At 64.5% G+C, this 17905-nt stretch carries 14 protein-coding genes and 1 pseudogene; 6 read left to right on the forward strand and 9 right to left on the reverse strand.

The window, feature by feature from the left end; genetic code table 11:
• Nucleotides 1-51 precede the first annotated feature (51 nt).
• Both ACFQI8_RS12485 and ilvA read left to right on the forward strand, forming a co-directional pair.
• The gene (locus ACFQI8_RS12485) at nt 52-1359 is read left to right on the forward strand and encodes an amidohydrolase (protein WP_390245233.1); all 1308 of its coding nucleotides are present in this window, start codon (nt 52-54) and stop codon (nt 1357-1359) included.
• Nucleotides 1356-2654: a threonine ammonia-lyase gene (ilvA, locus tag ACFQI8_RS12490; RefSeq protein WP_390245235.1), complete on the forward strand. Its 1299-nt coding sequence runs from the start codon at nt 1356-1358 to the stop codon at nt 2652-2654. The genes ACFQI8_RS12485 and ilvA overlap by 4 nt, the downstream gene beginning before the upstream one ends.
• 74 nt (nt 2655-2728) lie before the next feature.
• Here ilvA and ACFQI8_RS12495 read toward each other — a convergent pair whose 3' ends face one another.
• Nucleotides 2729-4087: an aminotransferase class III-fold pyridoxal phosphate-dependent enzyme gene (locus ACFQI8_RS12495; RefSeq protein ID WP_390245237.1), complete on the reverse strand. Its 1359-nt coding sequence runs from the start codon at nt 4085-4087 to the stop codon at nt 2729-2731.
• A 193-nt stretch (nt 4088-4280) separates the two neighbouring features.
• Complete coding sequence (locus ACFQI8_RS12500; RefSeq protein ID WP_390245239.1) at nt 4281-5915, reverse strand: BCCT family transporter; 1635 nt, start codon at nt 5913-5915, stop codon at nt 4281-4283.
• 457 nt (nt 5916-6372) lie between these two features.
• On the opposite strand from ACFQI8_RS12500, the gene ACFQI8_RS12505 reads away from it, so the two are divergent.
• Nucleotides 6373-7026 carry a hypothetical protein gene (locus ACFQI8_RS12505; protein WP_390245241.1) on the forward strand — a complete coding sequence of 218 codons (654 nt, stop codon included), beginning with the start codon at nt 6373-6375 and terminating at the stop codon, nt 7024-7026.
• A 62-nt stretch (nt 7027-7088) separates the two neighbouring features.
• Here the strand turns inward: ACFQI8_RS12505 and ACFQI8_RS12510 are convergent, their stop codons facing one another.
• Nucleotides 7089-7475, reverse strand: a complete 387-nt coding sequence (locus ACFQI8_RS12510) for a Rid family detoxifying hydrolase (RefSeq protein WP_390245243.1) — start codon at nt 7473-7475, stop codon at nt 7089-7091.
• 16 nt (nt 7476-7491) lie between these two features.
• A complete protein-coding gene (locus ACFQI8_RS12515) occupies nt 7492-8871 on the reverse strand; it encodes an aspartate aminotransferase family protein (protein ID WP_390245245.1) in 1380 nt (459 codons plus the stop codon).
• A 158-nt stretch (nt 8872-9029) separates the two neighbouring features.
• Here ACFQI8_RS12515 and ACFQI8_RS12520 point away from each other — a divergent pair, with 158 nt between their 5' ends.
• A complete protein-coding gene (locus ACFQI8_RS12520; RefSeq protein ID WP_390245247.1) occupies nt 9030-10697 on the forward strand; it encodes an aldehyde ferredoxin oxidoreductase family protein in 1668 nt (555 codons plus the stop codon).
• Between the two features lie 52 nt (nt 10698-10749).
• On the opposite strand, the gene ACFQI8_RS12525 is transcribed toward ACFQI8_RS12520, so the two are convergent.
• The 3 genes from ACFQI8_RS12525 to ACFQI8_RS12535 form a co-directional block, all read right to left on the reverse strand.
• Nucleotides 10750-11547, reverse strand: a complete 798-nt coding sequence (locus ACFQI8_RS12525; protein WP_390245249.1) for an IclR family transcriptional regulator — start codon at nt 11545-11547, stop codon at nt 10750-10752.
• Nucleotides 11548-12245: 698 nt separating this feature from the next.
• Nucleotides 12246-13049: an inositol monophosphatase family protein gene (locus tag ACFQI8_RS12530; protein ID WP_390245251.1), complete on the reverse strand. Its 804-nt coding sequence runs from the start codon at nt 13047-13049 to the stop codon at nt 12246-12248.
• A 492-nt stretch (nt 13050-13541) separates the two neighbouring features.
• Nucleotides 13542-13877, reverse strand: a complete 336-nt coding sequence (locus tag ACFQI8_RS12535; protein WP_390245253.1) for a sensor histidine kinase — start codon at nt 13875-13877, stop codon at nt 13542-13544.
• Nucleotides 13878-14029: 152 nt separating this feature from the next.
• Here ACFQI8_RS12535 and ACFQI8_RS12540 point away from each other — a divergent pair, with 152 nt between their 5' ends.
• A complete protein-coding gene (locus ACFQI8_RS12540; protein ID WP_390245255.1) occupies nt 14030-14290 on the forward strand; it encodes a ubiquitin-like small modifier protein 1 in 261 nt (86 codons plus the stop codon).
• Here the strand turns inward: ACFQI8_RS12540 and ACFQI8_RS12545 are convergent, their stop codons facing one another.
• Complete coding sequence (locus ACFQI8_RS12545) at nt 14291-15595, reverse strand: acetamidase/formamidase family protein (RefSeq protein ID WP_390245257.1); 1305 nt, start codon at nt 15593-15595, stop codon at nt 14291-14293. It abuts the gene before it with no gap.
• Nucleotides 15596-16238: 643 nt separating this feature from the next.
• Here ACFQI8_RS12545 and ACFQI8_RS12550 point away from each other — a divergent pair.
• Nucleotides 16239-16433 (forward strand): annotated as a pseudogene (locus tag ACFQI8_RS12550) (transposase); the annotation flags it as partial.
• Between the two features lie 384 nt (nt 16434-16817).
• Here the strand turns inward: ACFQI8_RS12550 and ACFQI8_RS12555 are convergent.
• Nucleotides 16818-17600, reverse strand: coding sequence for an IclR family transcriptional regulator (locus ACFQI8_RS12555; RefSeq protein WP_390245332.1), 783 nt, complete (start codon nt 17598-17600; stop codon nt 16818-16820).
• Between the last annotated feature and the right edge of the window lie 305 nt (nt 17601-17905).

Genomic DNA, 17905 nt, shown 5'->3' on the forward strand with positions numbered 1-17905 from the left:
GTCCACGGATACCGTTTATGCTTAAGTGGGTGGCGGATGGTACGTGTACGCATGGCTGACGCCGTTCGAGCGCGATTAGCGGAGCTTCGCAGAGACTTCCACCGCCACCCCGAACCGGGCTGGTGCGAGTTCCGGACGACCGCGCGGCTCGTCGAGGAACTGCGCGCCATCGGCGTGGACGACCTCGCCGTCGGCGCGGACGCCTACGACCCCGCAGACCGGATGGCCGTCCCGAGCGACGACCGCCTCGACGAGTGGTACGAGCGGGCGCTCGACCGCGGGGTCGACCCTGACCTCCTCGAACCCCTCCGCGGCGGGACGACCGGCTGTGTCGCCGTCCTCAACCGCGGCGAGGGACCGACGGTCGGCCTCAGGGTCGACATCGACGGGCTGTTCATCGAGGAGTCGAACGACGCGGGCCACGACCCCGCGGCCGAGGGCTTCCGTTCGGAGACCGGCGAGACGATGCACGCCTGCGGCCACGACACCCACATGGCGTGGGGGCTGGCGACGCTCGAAGCCGTCAAGGAGAGCGATTTCTCGGGTCGACTCGTCGTGTTCTTCCAGCCCGCGGAGGAGATTTCGGGGGGCGGCGCACCCATGGCGAAAAGCGAGTACGCCGCCGGCATCGACTACTTCTTCGCGGTCCACGTCGGCCTCGACCACCCGACGGGCGAGGTCGTCGCCGGCATCGAGAAACCGCTCGCCATGTGTCACATCGACGCGGCAATCAAGGGGACGACCGCCCACGCTGGGAAAGCGCCGGAGGCCGGCGCGAACGCCATCCACGCGCTCGGCACTGCCATCGAGAGCGTCTACGGCATCCCGCGGCACTCCGACGGGATGACCCGCGTCAACGTGGGCCGGGTCGAAGGCGGCACCGCGAGCAACGTCATCGCCGACGAGGTCGAGGCCGTCGCCGAGGCGCGCGGCGAGACGACCGAACTCATGGAGTACGCGAAGTCCGAACTCCGCCGGCGGTTCGAGTCGGCGGCCGAACTGCACGGTTGCGAGGCGACGGTCGACGTGGTCAGCGAGAGCCCGCGGGCCGACAGCGACCCCGAACTCGTGGAGGCGGTCGCCGACGCCGCCGAGACAGTTGAAGGCGTCGACCGCGTCGTGCCGACCGCCGACTTCGGCGCGAGCGAGGACGCGACGTTCCTCATGGAGCGCGTCCAGCGCGACGGCGGCCTCGCGTGTTACTCCATCGTCGGCACCGACCACCCGACGAGCCACCACACCGCGACGTTCGACGTGGACGAGCGGAGCCTCCAAACCGGCGTGGAGGTGCTCACGCGGTCGATTCTGTCAGTCGCCGGCGTCGAGTCGGTACCGGAAATCGCGGGAGCGAACCGATGAGTGACGGGCGCGTCACCGGCGAGTCGGCACCCCCGGTGTCGGACGTCGTCACCGCCGACGACGTGGCGGACGCCCACGAGCGACTCGACGGCGTGGTCCACCGGACGCCACTCGATAGCTCCCGGACGATAGCCGACCGCTGTGGGGCCGAGCGGGTCGACCTCAAACTGGAGAACGTCCAGCGGACGGGGTCGTTCAAGATTCGCGGCGCGTACAACGCGATGGCGCAACTCCCCGAGTCGGCGCGCGAGCGGGGCGTCGTCGCCTCCAGCGCCGGCAACCACGCGCAGGGCGTCGCGCTCGCGGGCGACCTGCTGGATATCGACACGACCATCGTCGTCCCCGAAATCACGCCGGCGGTCAAAATCGACGCCACCCGCGGCTACGGCGCGGACGTCGTCGTCGAGGGCGACCTGTACGAGGAGTCGTACGAACACGCCCTGCGACTCGCCGAGGACGAGGGACTGGAGTTCGTCCATCCCTTCGACGACGCGGCCGTCATCGCCGGACAGGGAACCGTCGGGCGGGAAATCGCGGCCGACGCGCCTGACGTGGACACGGTTCTCGTCTCCATCGGCGGCGGCGGTCTCATCTCCGGTATCGCCACCGCGCTGAAGGCGCGCGACCCCGACGTGCGCGTCGTCGGCGTCCAACCCGAGGGCGCGGCCCACGCCAAGCCCTCGCTGGAGGCCGACGAGATTCGCATGCTCTCGGCGGTCGATACCGTCGCCGAGGGCATCGCCGACGCGCGGCTGTTAGAGCGGACCTTCGCGGTCGTCCGCGACCGCGTCGACGACGTGGTCTCGGTCGACGACACGGACCTCGCGGTCGCCACCACGGTCCTCGCAGAGCGGGCGAAGACCGTCGCCGAACCGGCCGGCGCGGCCCCGGTCGCCGCGCTCCTCTCCGGCGCGGTCGACGTCGCGGGTGAGCGCGTTGCCGCCGTCGTCTCCGGCGGCAACGTCGGTCTCGCCGAACACGCGGAACTGACCCGCGTCGGGATGCAGGCGCTCGGGCGCGCCGTCGAAGCGCGCCTCGAACTCGACGACTGGCCGGCGATACTGGGCGACGTCTCCGAGGCCGTCGCCGCGTCGGGGGCCGAACTCGACAGCGTCGAGCGCGCCCCCCGAACCGCGTCCGACGCGCCGAATCGGGTCCCGGTCGAGGTCCGACTCGACGGGAGCGGCCCGGACCACCTCGCGGACGCGCTCGACTCGCTTTCGGCGCTCGACGGCGTCGACGTCGTCTCGCACTCGCTGGACAGATGCGTCGGCGAGTCTGGTGACTCGGCCTGACGAGTCCGGAAAAACGGGACAGACCGCGTATCGGGTCCGTATTTTCCGTACTGTTCGCTCGGCGACGCCGACGCTCACGCGACCGCTTCGGTCGCCACGGCGTCCATCGCCTCACAGAAGATGCCCACGCCCAGCTCGATTTCGCGCTCGGTGGAGTCGAGCGGGGGAAGCAGGCGAATCGTCTTCTTCCCACAGCCGAGGGTGAGCAGGCCGCGGTCGAGCGCCGCCTCGACGACGGCGTCGCGGCGTGCTTTGGTGTCGAACTCGACGGCGAGCATCAGGCCCTTCCCGCGCACGTCGACCACGTGGTCGGGCGCGTCGTCGGCGAGGAGTTCCGTCGCCTGCCGGCCGCGCTCGGTCGCGTTGTCGAGCAGGTCGTACTCCTCGATGGCGTCGAGCGTGAGCGCGCCCTGCATCGACGCGAGCAGGTCGCCGCCGCCGAACGTCGACCCGAGGCGGTTCTTCTCGGTCGGGAAGACCTCGGACCGCGAGACGGTCGCGCCGACGCGGAGGCCCTTCGCGCTGGCGATGACGTCGGGTTCAATGGGGTAGTGGTCGGCGGCCCACATCTCGCCGGTGCGGCCGACGCCCGACTGAATCTCGTCCACGACGAGCGGGATGTCGTAGGTGTCGCAGACGTCGCCCACTTCGGCCATGAACGCCTCGCTCGGGAAGCGGTAGCCGCCGACGCCCTGAATCGGTTCGAGAATCGCGAACGCGACCTCGTCGGGGTTGACGTGGCCGCCCTCCGGCGACAGGGCGTTCCGCAACCGCGAGCCGTTGCCGGCGAAGAAGCCGCAGTCGCAGGTGTCCGCCGAACAGCCCGAATCCGCGCAGAACGGCACCGTCTCGATGCCCGCGACCTGCGGGTAGTGGCGGGTGTAGACCTCCTTCGACTTCGTGAGCGAGAGCGTCCCGAGCGTCCGACCGTGGAAGCTCCCCTCGAAGGCGTAGCCGTACTTCGCGGGGGCCTTTCGGTCGTGGGCTATCTTCATCGCGTTCTCGACGGCCTCGGCCCCGGAGTTCGACAGGAACACCGTGTCCATCCCGTAATGGGAAGACACGTCGGTGAGTTTGTCCATCAGGTGGCTCGACCCGGGGAACTCGGCGGTCTCGGGGTCCGGTCCCGCGCCGAAGTACATGTCTTGCCCGGCGATTTTCATGGGTTCGACGAGGTCGAACTCGCGGAGCTTCGACAGCACCTTCTCGTTGTTGTAGCCGAGCGGGGCGGCCCCGATGTGACAGGTGAAGTCCAAGAGGACGTTGCCGTCCACGTCGGTGACGAACGGGCCGTCGGCCTCAGCGGTCACGTCCCAGACGAACTCGTGGGAGTACTCGCTGGGCGCGGCGTGCTTGTGGTGGAACTCGACCCACTTCTCGGCGTTTGGGCCGGGTAGCGCTGCTGCATCCGGCTCTGCGGTATCCCTATCCATACACAGGATTTGTTAATAGCATACATTAAAACTTGGTATCTCAGGGACGACCGTGTTGGTCAGTTCGCGACGGCCACGTCGGCCGCATCGGCCGCGACGACGGCGCTCGCGGTCGGAACCGGGCCGCAGAGAACGGAGATGGACGGCGACGGGGACAGAGACGGGACGGAACGACGTTCGGCTGGATTCGGCGTCAGTCGTCGTCGTGGCTGGAGACGTTCGCGGCCGGTGCTTGCCCGCCGGTCGACTCCGACTTGCCCAAGAGGTTCGTCTCGTCTTGGAGGAGCAGGCTTCCGTAGTCGTCTTGGAAAGTTCGGATGAGCCCGAGCGTCGCTATCACGCAGATGACGGCGAACGGCGCGCCCGTGATAATCGCCGCGGACTGCAGGGCGTTCACGCCGCCGACGACCATCAGGATGGACGCGACCGCGCCCTGGAGGGCGGCCCAGAAGATGCGGTTGAGGGCGGAGGGCTCCTCTTTGCCGCCGGTCGTCATCATCGACACCGCCAGCGTCGAGGAGTCGGCGGAGGTGACGAAGAACGTCGTCACGAGCACGAGGAACGCGAGCAGGAGCACCGGCCCGGCGATTGGGAGGTTCCCGAAGAGGACGTAGCCCGAGACCGCTTCGCCGTACTCCGAGACCGGTCCGAGGACGTTCGCCGCGCCCGTGTGTTGCATGATGACGCCCGCGCCGCCGACGATGGCGAACCACGGGACCGTCGCGAGCGAGGTCGCGCCGATACCGGCGAACGCGACCTCGCGGACGCTCCGACCGCGCGAGATGCGGGCGATGAACAGGCCCGCGAAGGGCGACCACGCCAGCGGCCAGAGCCAGTAGAAGACGGTCCACGCGTTGACCCACTTACTGGCGCTGGTCGTGGTGGCCTGCGTGAACAGGCTCATCTGGAAGAAGTCGCCGATGAAGCCGCCGGTCGCCTGCGTGCCGAGTTCGAGGATGCGGAAGGTCGGCCCGAATATCAGCGTCGCGAGCATCAACAGGGCGAACATGATCATATTGAAGTTCGAGAGCCGGCGAATCCCCTTGTCGACGCCCAACACCAACGAGATGGTGAAGATGACGACCATGCCCGTGATGACGAGGATGGTCCCCACGTCGCCGAGTTGGATGCCCCACTGGAAGTTCAGGCCGGTGATGAACTGGCTCCCGATGAAGCCCAGCGAGGTGGCGACGCCGCCGAGGGTCGCGAACACGGCGAGGATATCGACGACTTTCCCTATCGCGCCGTCGACGTTGTCCGCGCCGAGAATCGGCGTCAGGACCGCCGACACGCGAAGCGGCGCGTCGTAGTTGTAGACGAAGTAGCCGATGGCGAGGCCCATCACGGTGAAACACGACCACTGGGTCAGACTCCAGTGGAAGATAGAGTACTGGACCGCAAGCGGCATCGCCGCCGAGGACTGGGCCTCGGCCCCGTACAGCGGCGGGACCGTCGAGTAGTGGAACAGCGCCTCAGCGGGCCCCCAGAAGACGATACCCGCCGCGAGTCCGGCGGAGTACATCATCGCGAAGTACGACAGGAAGCCGTACTCGGGGTCTTCGTCGCCGAGCTTTAGGTTCCCCCACGGTCCGAAGATGACGAAGCCCAAGAACAGGACGAACCCGAGCATCGCCAGCAGGAAGAACCAGTTGAACGTGTCGAGAATCCACCGGCGAATCCCGAGGACGAACTCGTAGGAGGCATCGGGATTGAGGCTGAACGCGCCGACGAAGAGCAGGGTTATCGCCGCGCCGAACGCGAATATCACCGGCTCGATTTCGTCGAGGAACTCGCCGACCACGCCGTTCGAGGAACTCACCGCCGACACCCCCCATGCGTAATCGCCCCGTTCGACCCCGCCTGAACGGGACCGCCACCTCCCGATTGACTGGTCGAGGCCCGCGCCCCGAACTGTGCGCCACGATGACCGTTGCACCCGTGTGCTGTAATGTGGTCTGTCATGCTATCGCTCCGACGGACACCATGCTACGTGATGTCTCACATCACGACAAGTGCAAACATTACCATAAAATTTGTGGTTATCGGTGACGCCGAGAACGAAATCCGTTTACAAACGGTCGAAAGTCGGTTGTCGGCCGCCTTCGGTGGATTGTCACGTCGCAGTCGGGCGCTTCGCTCCTCACGGGCGCTCCTCGCTTGCGTTCCCTCGGCGCGCTCATACGAACTGTAGACGAACTCCGAGAAGTTCCGTGCTTTCGGTCCGTCTCGCCCGGATTTTCGGGCCGTTCGTAACGCTTAATCGAATTCGTACACGCGTTCTGTATATGGCAAACGACGCCGACGGAACGGACGGCACCGACGACCTCGCCTACGCCGCCGACCGCGGCCGCGGTATCCTCACGCCGAGCGACCGCGAGTTCCTGCTCGGCCGGAAGACCGACTACACCGACCACTCGAAGAAACAGAAGCGAAACCGGATTCGACGCCGCCTCCGCAACGCGATACTCGACTTCACCATCCTGTTCGAGTCGCTCGAAGACCGCGACCGCGAGACGGTGTTCAACCCCGACGCCGCCGACCGCGAGGCGTACACGCGGGGCATCACCGACATGCTCGCCTTTCTCCACCTCGGGACGATGGGCTACTACACCCCGTTCAAGGACATGCTCTCCGAGGGCGTCAACAAGGCCGAACAGGAGCTGGCCGGCTCCGACTACCGGATGGTCACGGTCGATTTCAACGTCGAACCCGTCGGCCAAATCGACGTCGACGCCGTCATCGACAAGCTCGAACGCGGCGCGTTCGACCAGCTAACCGACGAGGAGCTACAGGCGTTCGTCAGGCTCCTCGCGGAGTCCGACGACTTCTCGGCGGCGGACCTGCGCGCCGACATGAAAGCGCAGATGTCCGAGTTCCTCGAGCGAATCGACGCCGCGAACGAGCGCCGCGACCGCCGAGTCGACGACCTGAACGACTGAGCGGCGGTTCGCCGGCCTCGACAAACCGGGGGTCGCGCGGTTGACTCCCCGCCCGCCGCGACCTACCCGAGAGACGCTATCGCGTCCATCTCGACCCGCACGTCGCCGGGCAGTCGCGCGACCTCGACGCAGACGCGGGCCGGCGGCACCTCGTCGAACCGCGCGCCGTACGCCTCGTTGACCCGCTCGTAGTCGTCGAGGTCCGTGACGTACACCGTCAGTTTCACCGCGTCGTCGAGGCCGTCGCCGCCGGCCTCGGCGACGACGGCGGCGATGTTGTCGAGGACGCGGTCGGTCTGTGCCTCGATGTCGCCGTCGACCTCCTCGCCCGTCTCGGGGTCGAGCGGGCCGTAGCCCGAGACGTAGAGCGTGTCGCCGGCGACGACGCCCTGCGAGTAGGGGGTGTCAGTGCGCGGGGCGTCGTCCGTGGTGACTCGTTCCGGTGGCATCGTGGTGGGACCGTGGTTAGACTCGTTTCGTTTCGGCAGTGACCGCCTCGATGCCGTCGGTGATAACGTCGAGCGCCGTCTCCGCGAGGTCGCGGGTGAGCACGAGCGGCGGGAGCAGGCGCAGGATGTTCCCGTGCCGGCCGGCCTTCCACACCAGCACGCCGTGTTCGAAGCAGTACTGCTGGAGCGCGTCGGCCGCGTCGCCGTCGGGTTCGCCCTCTGCGTCGACGAACTCCGCGGCGATGAACAGCCCCTTGCCGCGAACGTCCACGACTCGGGGGTTGTCCTCTGCGACCTCCGAGAGCCGACCGCGGATGTACTGGCCGAGGTCGCGGGCGTGCGCGAGAAGGTCGTGTTCCTGGATGTACTCGATGGCGCGGGTGCCGGCGCGCATCCCGACGACGTGGCCGCGGTAGGTGCCCGCGTGGTCGCCCGACCCCCACGTGTCGAGGTCCTCGTGGTAGATAGTCGCCGATAGCGGGAAGCCGGTCCCGCCGAGCGCCTTCGCCGAGGTCATCACGTCCGGCGTGACGCCGTACCACTCGCTGGCCCACCATTTGCCCGAGCGACCGAGCCCGCTTTGAATCTCGTCGAACACGAGCGGCACGCCGTTGTCGTCGGCGATGTCGCGGAGGCCCTTCAGGAAGCCCTTCGGCGGGGTGACGACGCCGCCCTCGCCCTGAATCGGCTCGACGAAGATGCCCGCCGGGTTGGCGAGACCGCCGTAGGGGTCCTCGAAGATGGCCTTGACCTCTTCGAGACAGTGGTCCACCGCCTCCTGCGGTCCCTTGCCCATCTCGACGGTGTTCGGGTAGGGCGCGTGGACCACGTCGGGGAGGAGCGGCGAGTAGTCGCCCTTGAACTTCTTGTTGCCGGTGAGGCTCATCGCGCCGCTCGTCGCGCCGTGGTACGCGCCGCGGAAGGCGACGAGACCGGTCCCCCCGGTGTTGTACTTGGCGAGTTTGATGGACGCCTCGATGGCGTCGCTCCCCGTCGGGCCCCCGAAGACGACGCGGTTGTTGCCGCGCAGTCCCTCGGGCGCGATTTCGTCCAACTTCTCGATGAGGTCGAGCCGCGCCTCCGTCGGGAAGTCGACCGTGTGGACGAACTTGTCCGTCTGTTCGTGAACCGCGTCGAGGACGTACGGGTTCGAGTGACCGACGTTCAGCACGCCGATGCCGGCGAACATGTCGATGAATGTGTTGCCGTCGACGTCGCGCACCGTCGCGCCCTTGCCGCTGTCGAACGCGATGGGGATGTCTTCGGGGTACGAGACGGCGCTACTGTCGATTCGCTGTTGCTTTTCGAGGAGTCGCGTCGACTTCGGCCCCGGAACGTCGCCCACGTTTGGCGCGTCGTCGAAGTGCAACTCGTGAATCGGTGGACCTGCGACCATACCTCAACCCATGCAGAACAGTCATAAATAATTTGTCCACGATTCCTATTGATAACGTACACAGTATCCGGTTTCGGAACCGGTTTCCCGCGGTGATTCGGGTAGCGACACACCAGTAACCACAATGGATTTGTGGGAGGCAACTCCTTGTTTTTCCAATGTTACACTCGAAAGGTCCGCTTCTCACGGTCGACTTGGGAGACGAGACGAGTCGGACGGAAGACATCGACGGGGTTCTCGAATCCTACGTCGGCGGGCGCGGGGTCGCCACCCGACTCGCCCACGAACGGGTCCCCTTCGACGTGGACCCCTTCAGCCCGGACAACCGGGTCTACTTCAGTACGGGTCCGATGCAGGCGTCGAACATGAGCTTCACCGGCCGGACGAACTGCACCAGCGTCTCGCCTTTGACCGGCGGCCTCTGCTCGTCGAACGCCGGCGGGTTCGTCTCGCGGAACTTCGCGGACGCGGGCTACTCGGCGGTCGAACTCGCGGGCGCGAGCGACGAGTTGGTCGTCCTCCACGTCACAGACGAGGGCGTCGAGTTCGAGGCCGTCCCGGACCTCGCCGGCGCGACGGTCCCCGAGACGGTCGCGTACCTCGACGACGAACACGGCATCGAAGCCGACCGGACGATGGTCGTCGGCCCCGCCGGCGAGAACCTCGTGCGCTTCGCCTCTATCATGACGAGCGAGGAGCGCGCGTTCGGTCGCGGCGGGCTCGGGGCCGTCCTCGGGTCGAAGAACGTGAAGGCGCTCACGTTCGGCGGCGACTCCGCGCCCGACATCGAGATTCCGGCGTCACAGATGGAGATTCACCGCGACGCCGCCACCGACGACCACATCATGAAGCGACAGGGGACGGTCGCCGTGATGGACCTCGCCAACGAGATGGACGGGCTCCCGTCGTACTACTTCTCCGAGCGCCATTTCGCGGGCGCAGAGGGTATCAACGGCGACGCCGTCGAGCAAAAGAAGTACAAGAAGGGCACCTGTTCGGCCTGCGCGTTCGCGTGCAAACTCCCCACGAGAGACGAGGAGGCCGGCGTCGAGACCGAGGGCCCCGAGTTCGAAGTCGCCATGGCGTTCGGGTCGAACTCCGGCGTCGACGACATCGTCGAGGTGATGAAATCGAACGAGCTGTGCGACCGCTACGGACTCGACGCCATCTCGGCCGGCAACACCGTCGCGGCCTACCTCGCCAGCGAAGACGAGTTCGGGAACACCGACCTCATCCACGACCTCGTGGAGAAAATCGCCCTCCGGGAGGGCGTCGGCGACGACCTCGCCGAGGGTATCGCCCGCGTGCACGACGACCTCGGCGTGGAGAACTGGACGGTCAAGGGGATGGACTTCGCCGCCCACGAGGGGCGCGTCCTCCACGGACAGGGCCTGTCGTACGCCGTCGCCAATCGCGGCGCGGACCACATGTACGCGGTGTTCTACTCGCAGGAGTACCCGCTCGTCGGCAAGGACGACGCCTACCCGCCCGAGGGCTTCGAGGGCAAGCCCAAGCGTCTCATCGAGAAGGAAAACCAGATGGCGCTCAACGACAGCGGCATCGTCTGTAAGTTCTCGCGGGACTTCATGACCCCCGAGCGCTACGAGATGCTGTTCGGTGCCGACTTCGAGGAGCTCCTGGCCGTCGGCGACCGCGTCGTCACGCTCGAACGGCACTTCAACAACCAGCGCGGCTTCGACCGCGGCGACGACACGCTCCCGTACGCCGACGAGCTAGACGGGTTCGAGGCGGCGCTCGAAGCGTACTACGAGCGTCGCGGCTGGACGGACGACGGCGTCGTTCCGTCGGGTAACGTCCCGGCGTAACGCGCCCGCCCAACTCGCCTCAGTCCGGCGAATCTCTCTTCCATCTCACTTCTCACTCTTCGGTCGTCTCGCTCGCTTGGGTCCGGTACAGCTCGGCGACGCCCTGTTCGAACCGCTCGGCGGCGCGTTCGAGCAGTTCGACCTGCGTCGCCCGCGTCTCCTCGTCGATGACGTAGGCGGGGCCGCTCAGATTCAGCGACCCGTACACCTCGCCCCGCGGCGACTTCACGGCCTGCCCGATGGCCCAAAATCCCTCGACCGCCTCGCCGCTGTTCTCGGCGTACCCCCGCTCGCGGACCGTCGCCAACTCCGCGAACAGCTCGTCTTCGGTCGTGATGGAGTCGTCCGTCGCCGCCGGCAGTCCCCAGCGGTCGATGATTTCCCGCACCCGCGTCTCCGGGTACTCGGCGATAATCGCCTTGCCGGAACACGTCGTGTGGACGTGGAACGGACTGCCGTCGATGAGAAAGCGCGGCGAGTTCGCGAACTCGAGGTCGCCGTACAACGAGACGATGCGACCGTGTTCTTCGACCGCGAAGTCCGCGTCCATCGACGACTCGCTGTCGAGCCACGAGACGGTCTCTTGGGCGACCCGGTAGTAGTCCTTGCGCGTCCTGACGTAGTCGCCGAGGTGACAGAACTTCGCCCCGAGGTGGTACTCGTTGTCGACGTTCACGACGTAGCCGTACTCCGCGAGCGTCTTGAGGTGAGCGTGGACCGTGCTCTTCGCGAGGTCCGTCGCCTCCACCAGCTCGCTCATCGTCGCCCCCTCCAGTTCGAGGATGTGGTCGACGAGCGCCAACGAGGCGGCGGTCGTCTTGAGCACGCCGGACGGGTCGTGTCTATTCATGGGGGGGAATCCACGGTCAGGGGTTAAAGATGTACCTCCGTTTGTTGGGGCGGCTGTGCCGGCCGGCCGGCGAACTCGACAGCGATGCCGGACGCTCGATTGGAAGCGACTACTCGACAAACAGGTGTTCCAACCGTTCCGCAGGACCAAACCTTTATATCAACTCTCCGAATCTGTCAATAGTTAACACGCCCCTCTAAGCTGGTTACGGAGAGTTATCGTTGGAATTATGTGTTCTTCGGCGGGGTGAACGCCGCATCCGTTTATACCTATTCGGAAGCGAGGAACGTCGATTCTCTCCGAGACGCGTGAGGTTTCGTCTCACGGGCGAACGAGGGTCTGAGACGTCCGCTTTCGACTCGATTTTCGGAGGCGTGAACGTTTAAATAGGCTCGTCGGAGCGGGGAAGCGACCGATTCGCTCGCCGTCCGCCCGGTGACCTGCTGGAGTCGTGATACTCGTTTGTCGTCGGTCGGTAGTGCGGTCCCAACTCTCTATATGTTCTCAAATTGGCATATCTTCGTGGTCGACTGGCTGTCCTGCTGTCGCCGCCCACCCGTCACCGTGGTTTCGCTGTCGTCGGTGTCGCACACGCCTCTCCATTACAGACATAAATGTGTAATTTCATGTGTCACAGCCCCGCCGCCGGGGGTCGTCTCGGCAGACGCCGGGGCGGCGACACCGGAGCGGCGACGCCGCTATCGCGTCGCTTCGAACGCCGCCTGCGCCGCGTCGAGTACCTCGCCGTGTGCGCTCCCGCTGGACGCGACGAGGCCGGGCTGTCCCGGTCCCCACTCGTCTCCGTGAATATCGGTTACTGTTCCGCCCGCGCGCTCGACGAGGTAGGCTCCGGCGACGGTGTCCCACGCGTTCGGATGCTCGTCGAGTCCGACGACGGCGTCTATCGACCCGTCGGCGAGTCGCGAGAGCGTCAGTTGCGTCGTCCCGAGCTTTCGAAGCTCGCCGAACGTCCCGAAGATGTCCCCCGAAAGCCGTTCGATTCCCGGTCTGTCGCCCTCCCGGTACCGGAGCGTCGAGGAGACGAGAAACGCGCTGGTGTTCGGTTCGTCGCTGACCGATATGGGCCGTCCGTTTCGCTCGACTCGCATCTCCGTGGCGACGTACGTGTCGCCCGTCTCGGGTGAGACGTTCACCGCCGCAATCGGCGTCTGGTCCTTGACGACGGCGACGCTCGTTACCCACTCGCGGGCCCCCCGCGTGTAGTTCTGTGTCCCGTCGATGGGGTCGATAATCCACGCGTAGCCCGTCTCGGGGACGGTCTTCAGTTCGTCTTCCTCCTCGCCGACGACCGCGTCGTCGGGGAACTGCTCTCGAATCGCCGCGATGACCCGCCGTTGTGTCTCGCGGTCGACCTCGGTCACGAGGTCGATTTCGTCGTCCTTCTGTTCGATGTCTAGTTCCGTTCGGAACCGCGCAGAGGCGTGCTCGGCTCCCTCTTCCGCGGCGGCGACTGCGACTGCTTTGCGTCGGTCTGCGTCCATGACGACTATGCATTACACGGCGAGAAAAAGCCTTGGACAGCCGACAGCGCTTCTGTCTCTCCGTCGTCGGCGACCGTCGCGCCAGCCGAACGCGGGTCGGCTCTCGCGCCGACTATCACCGCGTCTCCGTATCACTGAATCTTGTTCTTATCGCGGTTCACTAACGCGGTCCGACGCTGATGGTCGGGGCGCGGATTCCGCGTGGGTGACAGCTGACTCCACTGCCGGCATCCGTCGTCAGTGGGGCCGGCTCCTCTTTCTCACAGATCCTTTCCATACCCACTTGTTCGAACGTGAATACGGCGGTGTCCCGATTCCCATCGACTAGCTCGCCGAAGGCGTTGCTGGCGACCGATGCGAGACGGTCTGGGACGTCGTTGCTGGTCACCGTCTGTATCCGTTCGCGGACGTGATTATTGTGGGTGATATCCACAATTGATGCGTCGTCAGTCGCGTCGCCACAGTCCGCCGAGCGCGGCCGAACGGTGACCGTCACTTCGTGTAAATCTCGGATTTCGCCCCGCCGCCCTCGGTGTTCGAGATTGCCAGTTTCCAACCGTGAGCCTCTACGAACTCGCTGACGATAGTGAGGTCGACGCCGGTCCCGCCGCGTGCGGTCGAATAGCCGTATTCGAGGACGTCGCCGGCTTTCTCGCGCGGGATTCCGGTTCCGTCGTCTGCGACGTAGAACCCGGACCGACCCTCAAGTGCCCCCACGGCTACCGTCACCGGGGTTTGGTGGGCGACCGCGTTCCGAAACAGGTTCTCGAAGATGTGGTCGAGGAGGCCGATGTCTGCCCCGTACTCGACCGCTGGGTCTATCTCCACCCGTAGGTCGCTCGCACCTGTCTTCTGCGAGTAGCTGTGGCAGATTCAACCCGTGTTCTGTGAGCACCGATGGTCGATTCAGTGGTCGGGCACCCAGCGTCTCCGTGACTGCGTATCCGTAGTAATTTGTGCGTTGCCTCCCTCCAATCGGTATGCAGGTTACCGTTTACGGGCCGCTTCGGTCCGCGGCAGGTGGAAAGACGGTCGACGTAGCACCGAGCGGAGGAACGGTTCGCGACCTGCTCGATGCGTTCGTGGCTCGCTATCCGAACGCGGAAACACACCTCTACGACGAGAGCGGTGGCGTCCGCCCGAGCGTCCGGGTGATGGTCGGAGCGCGCAAGGCGGCGTTGGACGACGCGATACCGGATGGGGAAACGGTGAAGCTCTTTCCGGCGATGCGGGGCGGCTGACTACGCCCCGTACTGCTCGCGGACGGTCTCGGTGAGGCCGACCTCGTCGAGCAGTTCGACCGGGACGAGCATCGACAGCTGGACGACGCCCGGCAGGCGAGCGATTTCGATGCCGCCGGTGAACGTGCACCGAGAGCGAACCTCTCCCTCGCTGATACCGAACAGCGAACTCGCCCTCGCGAACGCGTTCTCCGTCGCGTCGTTGATGGTCGCACCCGACCCGATGACCTGAAGCGGCAGGGAGTCGTGAAGCGTCTCGACGTCGTACTCGTCCGCGAGTGCCGCGCCGGCGGCACGCTCGGCGTCGGTGTAGGGTTTCGCGATGTGCGGGAGGTCCGCTTCGTTCGGGAGCAACAACGGCCCCGGCAGGTCGAGACCCTTGATGACCTCCACTTCGAGTTCGGTCCGCCCGCTTACGTCCGTCGTGTGGAGCGAGAGTTCGCCGTCTCCTTGGTTGGCGTGGAGGTCGCCGACGTACAGGCCGGCACCGTCGACCCGAACGGGGCAGATGAGCACCGAGCCGGGCCGCACCTCGTTCGAGTCGAGGTGGCCGTCGGTCCGCGCTTCGAGCGCCGCCTCGTCCGGGAGCCCCCAGTCGTGTTCGGCACCGATGAGGAACTGCCCGAAATCCCCCGCGTTATGCGAGTCGGGCAGTTCGACCGCCGGCGTCGTTCCGATGTTGCCGATAAACGGTCGAAGACGTCCGAGTGCGCCGGGCATCTCGTCGGGCTCGTACAGCAAAATCGGGTGTTGCCGCGAGTTCTCGGGGAGCGCCATCGCCTCGTCGGCGCGCTCGGCTAACTGGTGGGCACCGTCGGCGCCGACGGTGATGCCGACGGTTCGGTCGTCGTCGAAGACGACGGTGTAACCGTATTCGAACCCGAACGACGAGGCGTTGGCGCCGCACTCCGCACACCGAATCGACTCCGCTCCCGTCTCTTCGACGACGGTCTCGGGCCACGGCGTCCCGCACCCGGGACAGCGGTGGTCGACGAACGGGTCGTCACCGAACGCGCCCTCTCGCTCCGCCATGCTACCGGTGCTCGTCGCGACGCTCGTCACTTCGACGTCCTTGATTCGGACGACGAGCGCGTCGCCCGGTTCGGCGTTTTCGACGTAAATCGGCCGTGTGACCTCGTGTCCGCCGCGGAACGACGGGGTGATCATCGGTCCCCAGCAACCGGCGGGGGTGTGCGTCTTGACAGTCCCCCCGTCGCGGACCGTTCCCGCCCACTCCTGTTCGGGTCCGACGAGTCCGAGTGTGAAATCGTCTACTTCGAGTGTTTCAGCTGGCTTTTCAGACATGTGTCTTGACGTTGGAACTGTCGCATGTTATCTATTGTGTATGCGGAAACCAGCCTCACCCGGAACGTCAGATGCGTTCTCCACGGTTCTCATCGACGATACGCCACTTGCCCCACGCTTATAGGGATGCACATCTGTTGAAGAGCCCGTCTGACGCCTGTTCTCGGTGTTTAGACCAGTGCTCTAGCCGCTCTCAAAGCGCCGTGCGTGCTTCTTTCTGAAATAAATTTTATATCGCGGCATATGATTTATTGCATTGATTTGAGCACGGGGTGATTTTCTGCTAATACTCATTGTCTGTCTCGGACAATGAGCTATTCGAAAGTCATATTTTAGTGTCATTTCTATTCTAACTCCGAAAACCTTGGTCCTTAGAACGAGCCACTAACGAGCGACGCTTGTTTCCTTGGTATCGAGAAATTGCTCGACCGGTCAAGGGTTCGAGCTGTGACCAACCCTTGTAGGCTGTCGGTCTTCGCTACCTGACTATCTGTGAGCGATTTTTTGCCATAGTAACCATTAGAATTTTTTGCACAGAGACTGTTATGAGCGATAGTGAAGCATCTCGACGGGATCCCCGTCGAGGAACTGCAAGACGCCCTCGACAACGCGGACGGAAAGAAACCGACACAACGGCTCTTATGACGACCTCGCATTCGTGACGTTCCGATCGTACTCGCCGGAGCTAAACCCGGTTGAGGAGTGCTGGGGACAGCTTCAAGCAGGTCTAAGCAACCAGTTCTTCGACTCCCTTGACGAGCTAACAACCGCGATTGATACTGCACTTGAGCAACGTTCGGTTCCGAAAGTGGGTAACTACCTCAAACAACTACTGTAGGGCTCTCGCCAAGCGGTGCTGGTAGTCAGTCATGCGCAGTAAACCGGCTTAGTCTAACTAACCGTCATATACACGACGATAGATATTGGTTTCTTCGGTTTCGATCATCAAAGTGGAACGAAGAGCACCACATGTGAGGGAGACTGTGACCAGGCCGTCCGACAGATGGTCGCTCCGTCAGCGATGCAGAGAGGATACTGTCGCACCAATATATCTCATTTCACACAATACTATCCCGTGGGTGACTATACCGACGCATCGTCGTTTTATCCGTTTGCTCGGCCGGAAGGCCGGTAAGACTCCGAGACGAGCGATACCCATCGTATCGCCTCGTAAAGAATTACAAACATAGCTCTGTAATTACTATACGGCGAGCGTGGGTAATCACCCGTCTATGCTCGTGTACTCGGAGTACTGGTTACGCACTTCGAGTTCGTTTTTGCTGTACTGCAGTACGTTCAGTAGCTCCGCCATGTAGGCCGGTGTGAACCGGTCTCGGGGCCCCGTCACGCCGATAGATGCCTTAACCTCCCCGTTCTTATCGAGAAGCGGAACGGCGATACCTCGAATACCGCGGAGGTGTTCCTCATCGTCGATGGCGTACCCCCGTTCACGGACCCGCGTGAGCGAGTCTTCGAGTTCCGCCAGCGAGCTAACGGTCCTGTTCGTCCCCGACGGGAGGCCGTGTCGCTCGATGATTTCCGTCCGGCGAGCCTCGGGGAGGTACGCTAAAATCGCCTTCCCGAGCGAAGTCCAATGCATCTCCGTGCGATTCCCGATCGGAATCTCGTCCGCCGCGGCCTTCTCCCCGGTGCTTCGATACAGAATGACCCGTTTCCCGTTTTCTTCGACCGCAGCGCCGACTATCTCGCCCGTTACTCGGCTGAGCTCTTCGACCTTATTCCTGAGCAGTCGAGCGATGTCGACCCGCTGCCGGACGTCCCCGCCGACCTCGAGAAAGCGAAACGAGCGACGGTACTCTCCGGCGTCCTTGACGACGAACCCCCGCTCGACGAGCGTGTTGAGGTGGACGTAAATCGTGCTTGCCGGAATGTCGACCGTCGACGCGAGTTCCGAGAGGCCAGCCGGTTCGACGCCGCTGAGGGCGTCGAGAATCTCGAACGTCGTTTCGACCGCGCGTATTGTTTTGACGTTGCCATCGGACATGCTACGGTCTTTCCCGCACTCGGTGAAAGTATTTCCCCTGTTCAATTGGCATTCAACCCTCTCGGAAAGAGAACCTCGCGTATTCACCACAGAAAAAAGTACAGCGCATAACACGCTATTTTTACTTTACATTGATGCGTATTTCCCGAGCACGTCGAATCCGGGACCGGAACCGCGTCCCGTGAATAGGCCGAAATACCGGTTGAGAGGGCGTGTTCGACGAATATCAACGGTAGTGTAGGCCTACGTCGAGGTTCTGCACTTTCGACCGTGTTGAATACGGGGTGTCGACGGTAGTGACATCG

It is taken from the genome of Haloferax chudinovii, assembly GCF_042663345.1.
Lineage (GTDB): Archaea > Halobacteriota > Halobacteria > Halobacteriales > Haloferacaceae > Haloferax > Haloferax chudinovii.

What these genes read in the sequence shown, in the direction of transcription:
- ACFQI8_RS12485 (WP_390245233.1), top strand. Translation starts at nt 52, where the DNA reads ATGGCTGACGCCGTTCGAGCGCGATTAGCGGAGCTTCGCAGAGACTTC.
- ilvA (WP_390245235.1), top strand. Translation starts at nt 1,356, where the DNA reads ATGAGTGACGGGCGCGTCACCGGCGAGTCGGCACCCCCGGTGTCGGAC.
- ACFQI8_RS12495 (WP_390245237.1), bottom strand. Translation starts at nt 4,087, where the DNA reads ATGGATAGGGATACCGCAGAGCCGGATGCAGCAGCGCTACCCGGCCCA.
- ACFQI8_RS12505 (WP_390245241.1), top strand. Translation starts at nt 6,373, where the DNA reads ATGGCAAACGACGCCGACGGAACGGACGGCACCGACGACCTCGCCTAC.
- ACFQI8_RS12510 (WP_390245243.1), bottom strand. Translation starts at nt 7,475, where the DNA reads ATGCCACCGGAACGAGTCACCACGGACGACGCCCCGCGCACTGACACC.
- ACFQI8_RS12515 (WP_390245245.1), bottom strand. Translation starts at nt 8,871, where the DNA reads ATGGTCGCAGGTCCACCGATTCACGAGTTGCACTTCGACGACGCGCCA.
- ACFQI8_RS12520 (WP_390245247.1), top strand. Translation starts at nt 9,030, where the DNA reads ATGTTACACTCGAAAGGTCCGCTTCTCACGGTCGACTTGGGAGACGAG.
- ACFQI8_RS12525 (WP_390245249.1), bottom strand. Translation starts at nt 11,547, where the DNA reads ATGAATAGACACGACCCGTCCGGCGTGCTCAAGACGACCGCCGCCTCG.
- ACFQI8_RS12530 (WP_390245251.1), bottom strand. Translation starts at nt 13,049, where the DNA reads ATGGACGCAGACCGACGCAAAGCAGTCGCAGTCGCCGCCGCGGAAGAG.
- ACFQI8_RS12540 (WP_390245255.1), top strand. Translation starts at nt 14,030, where the DNA reads ATGCAGGTTACCGTTTACGGGCCGCTTCGGTCCGCGGCAGGTGGAAAG.
- ACFQI8_RS12545 (WP_390245257.1), bottom strand. Translation starts at nt 15,595, where the DNA reads ATGTCTGAAAAGCCAGCTGAAACACTCGAAGTAGACGATTTCACACTC.
- ACFQI8_RS12555 (WP_390245332.1), bottom strand. Translation starts at nt 17,600, where the DNA reads ATGTCCGATGGCAACGTCAAAACAATACGCGCGGTCGAAACGACGTTC.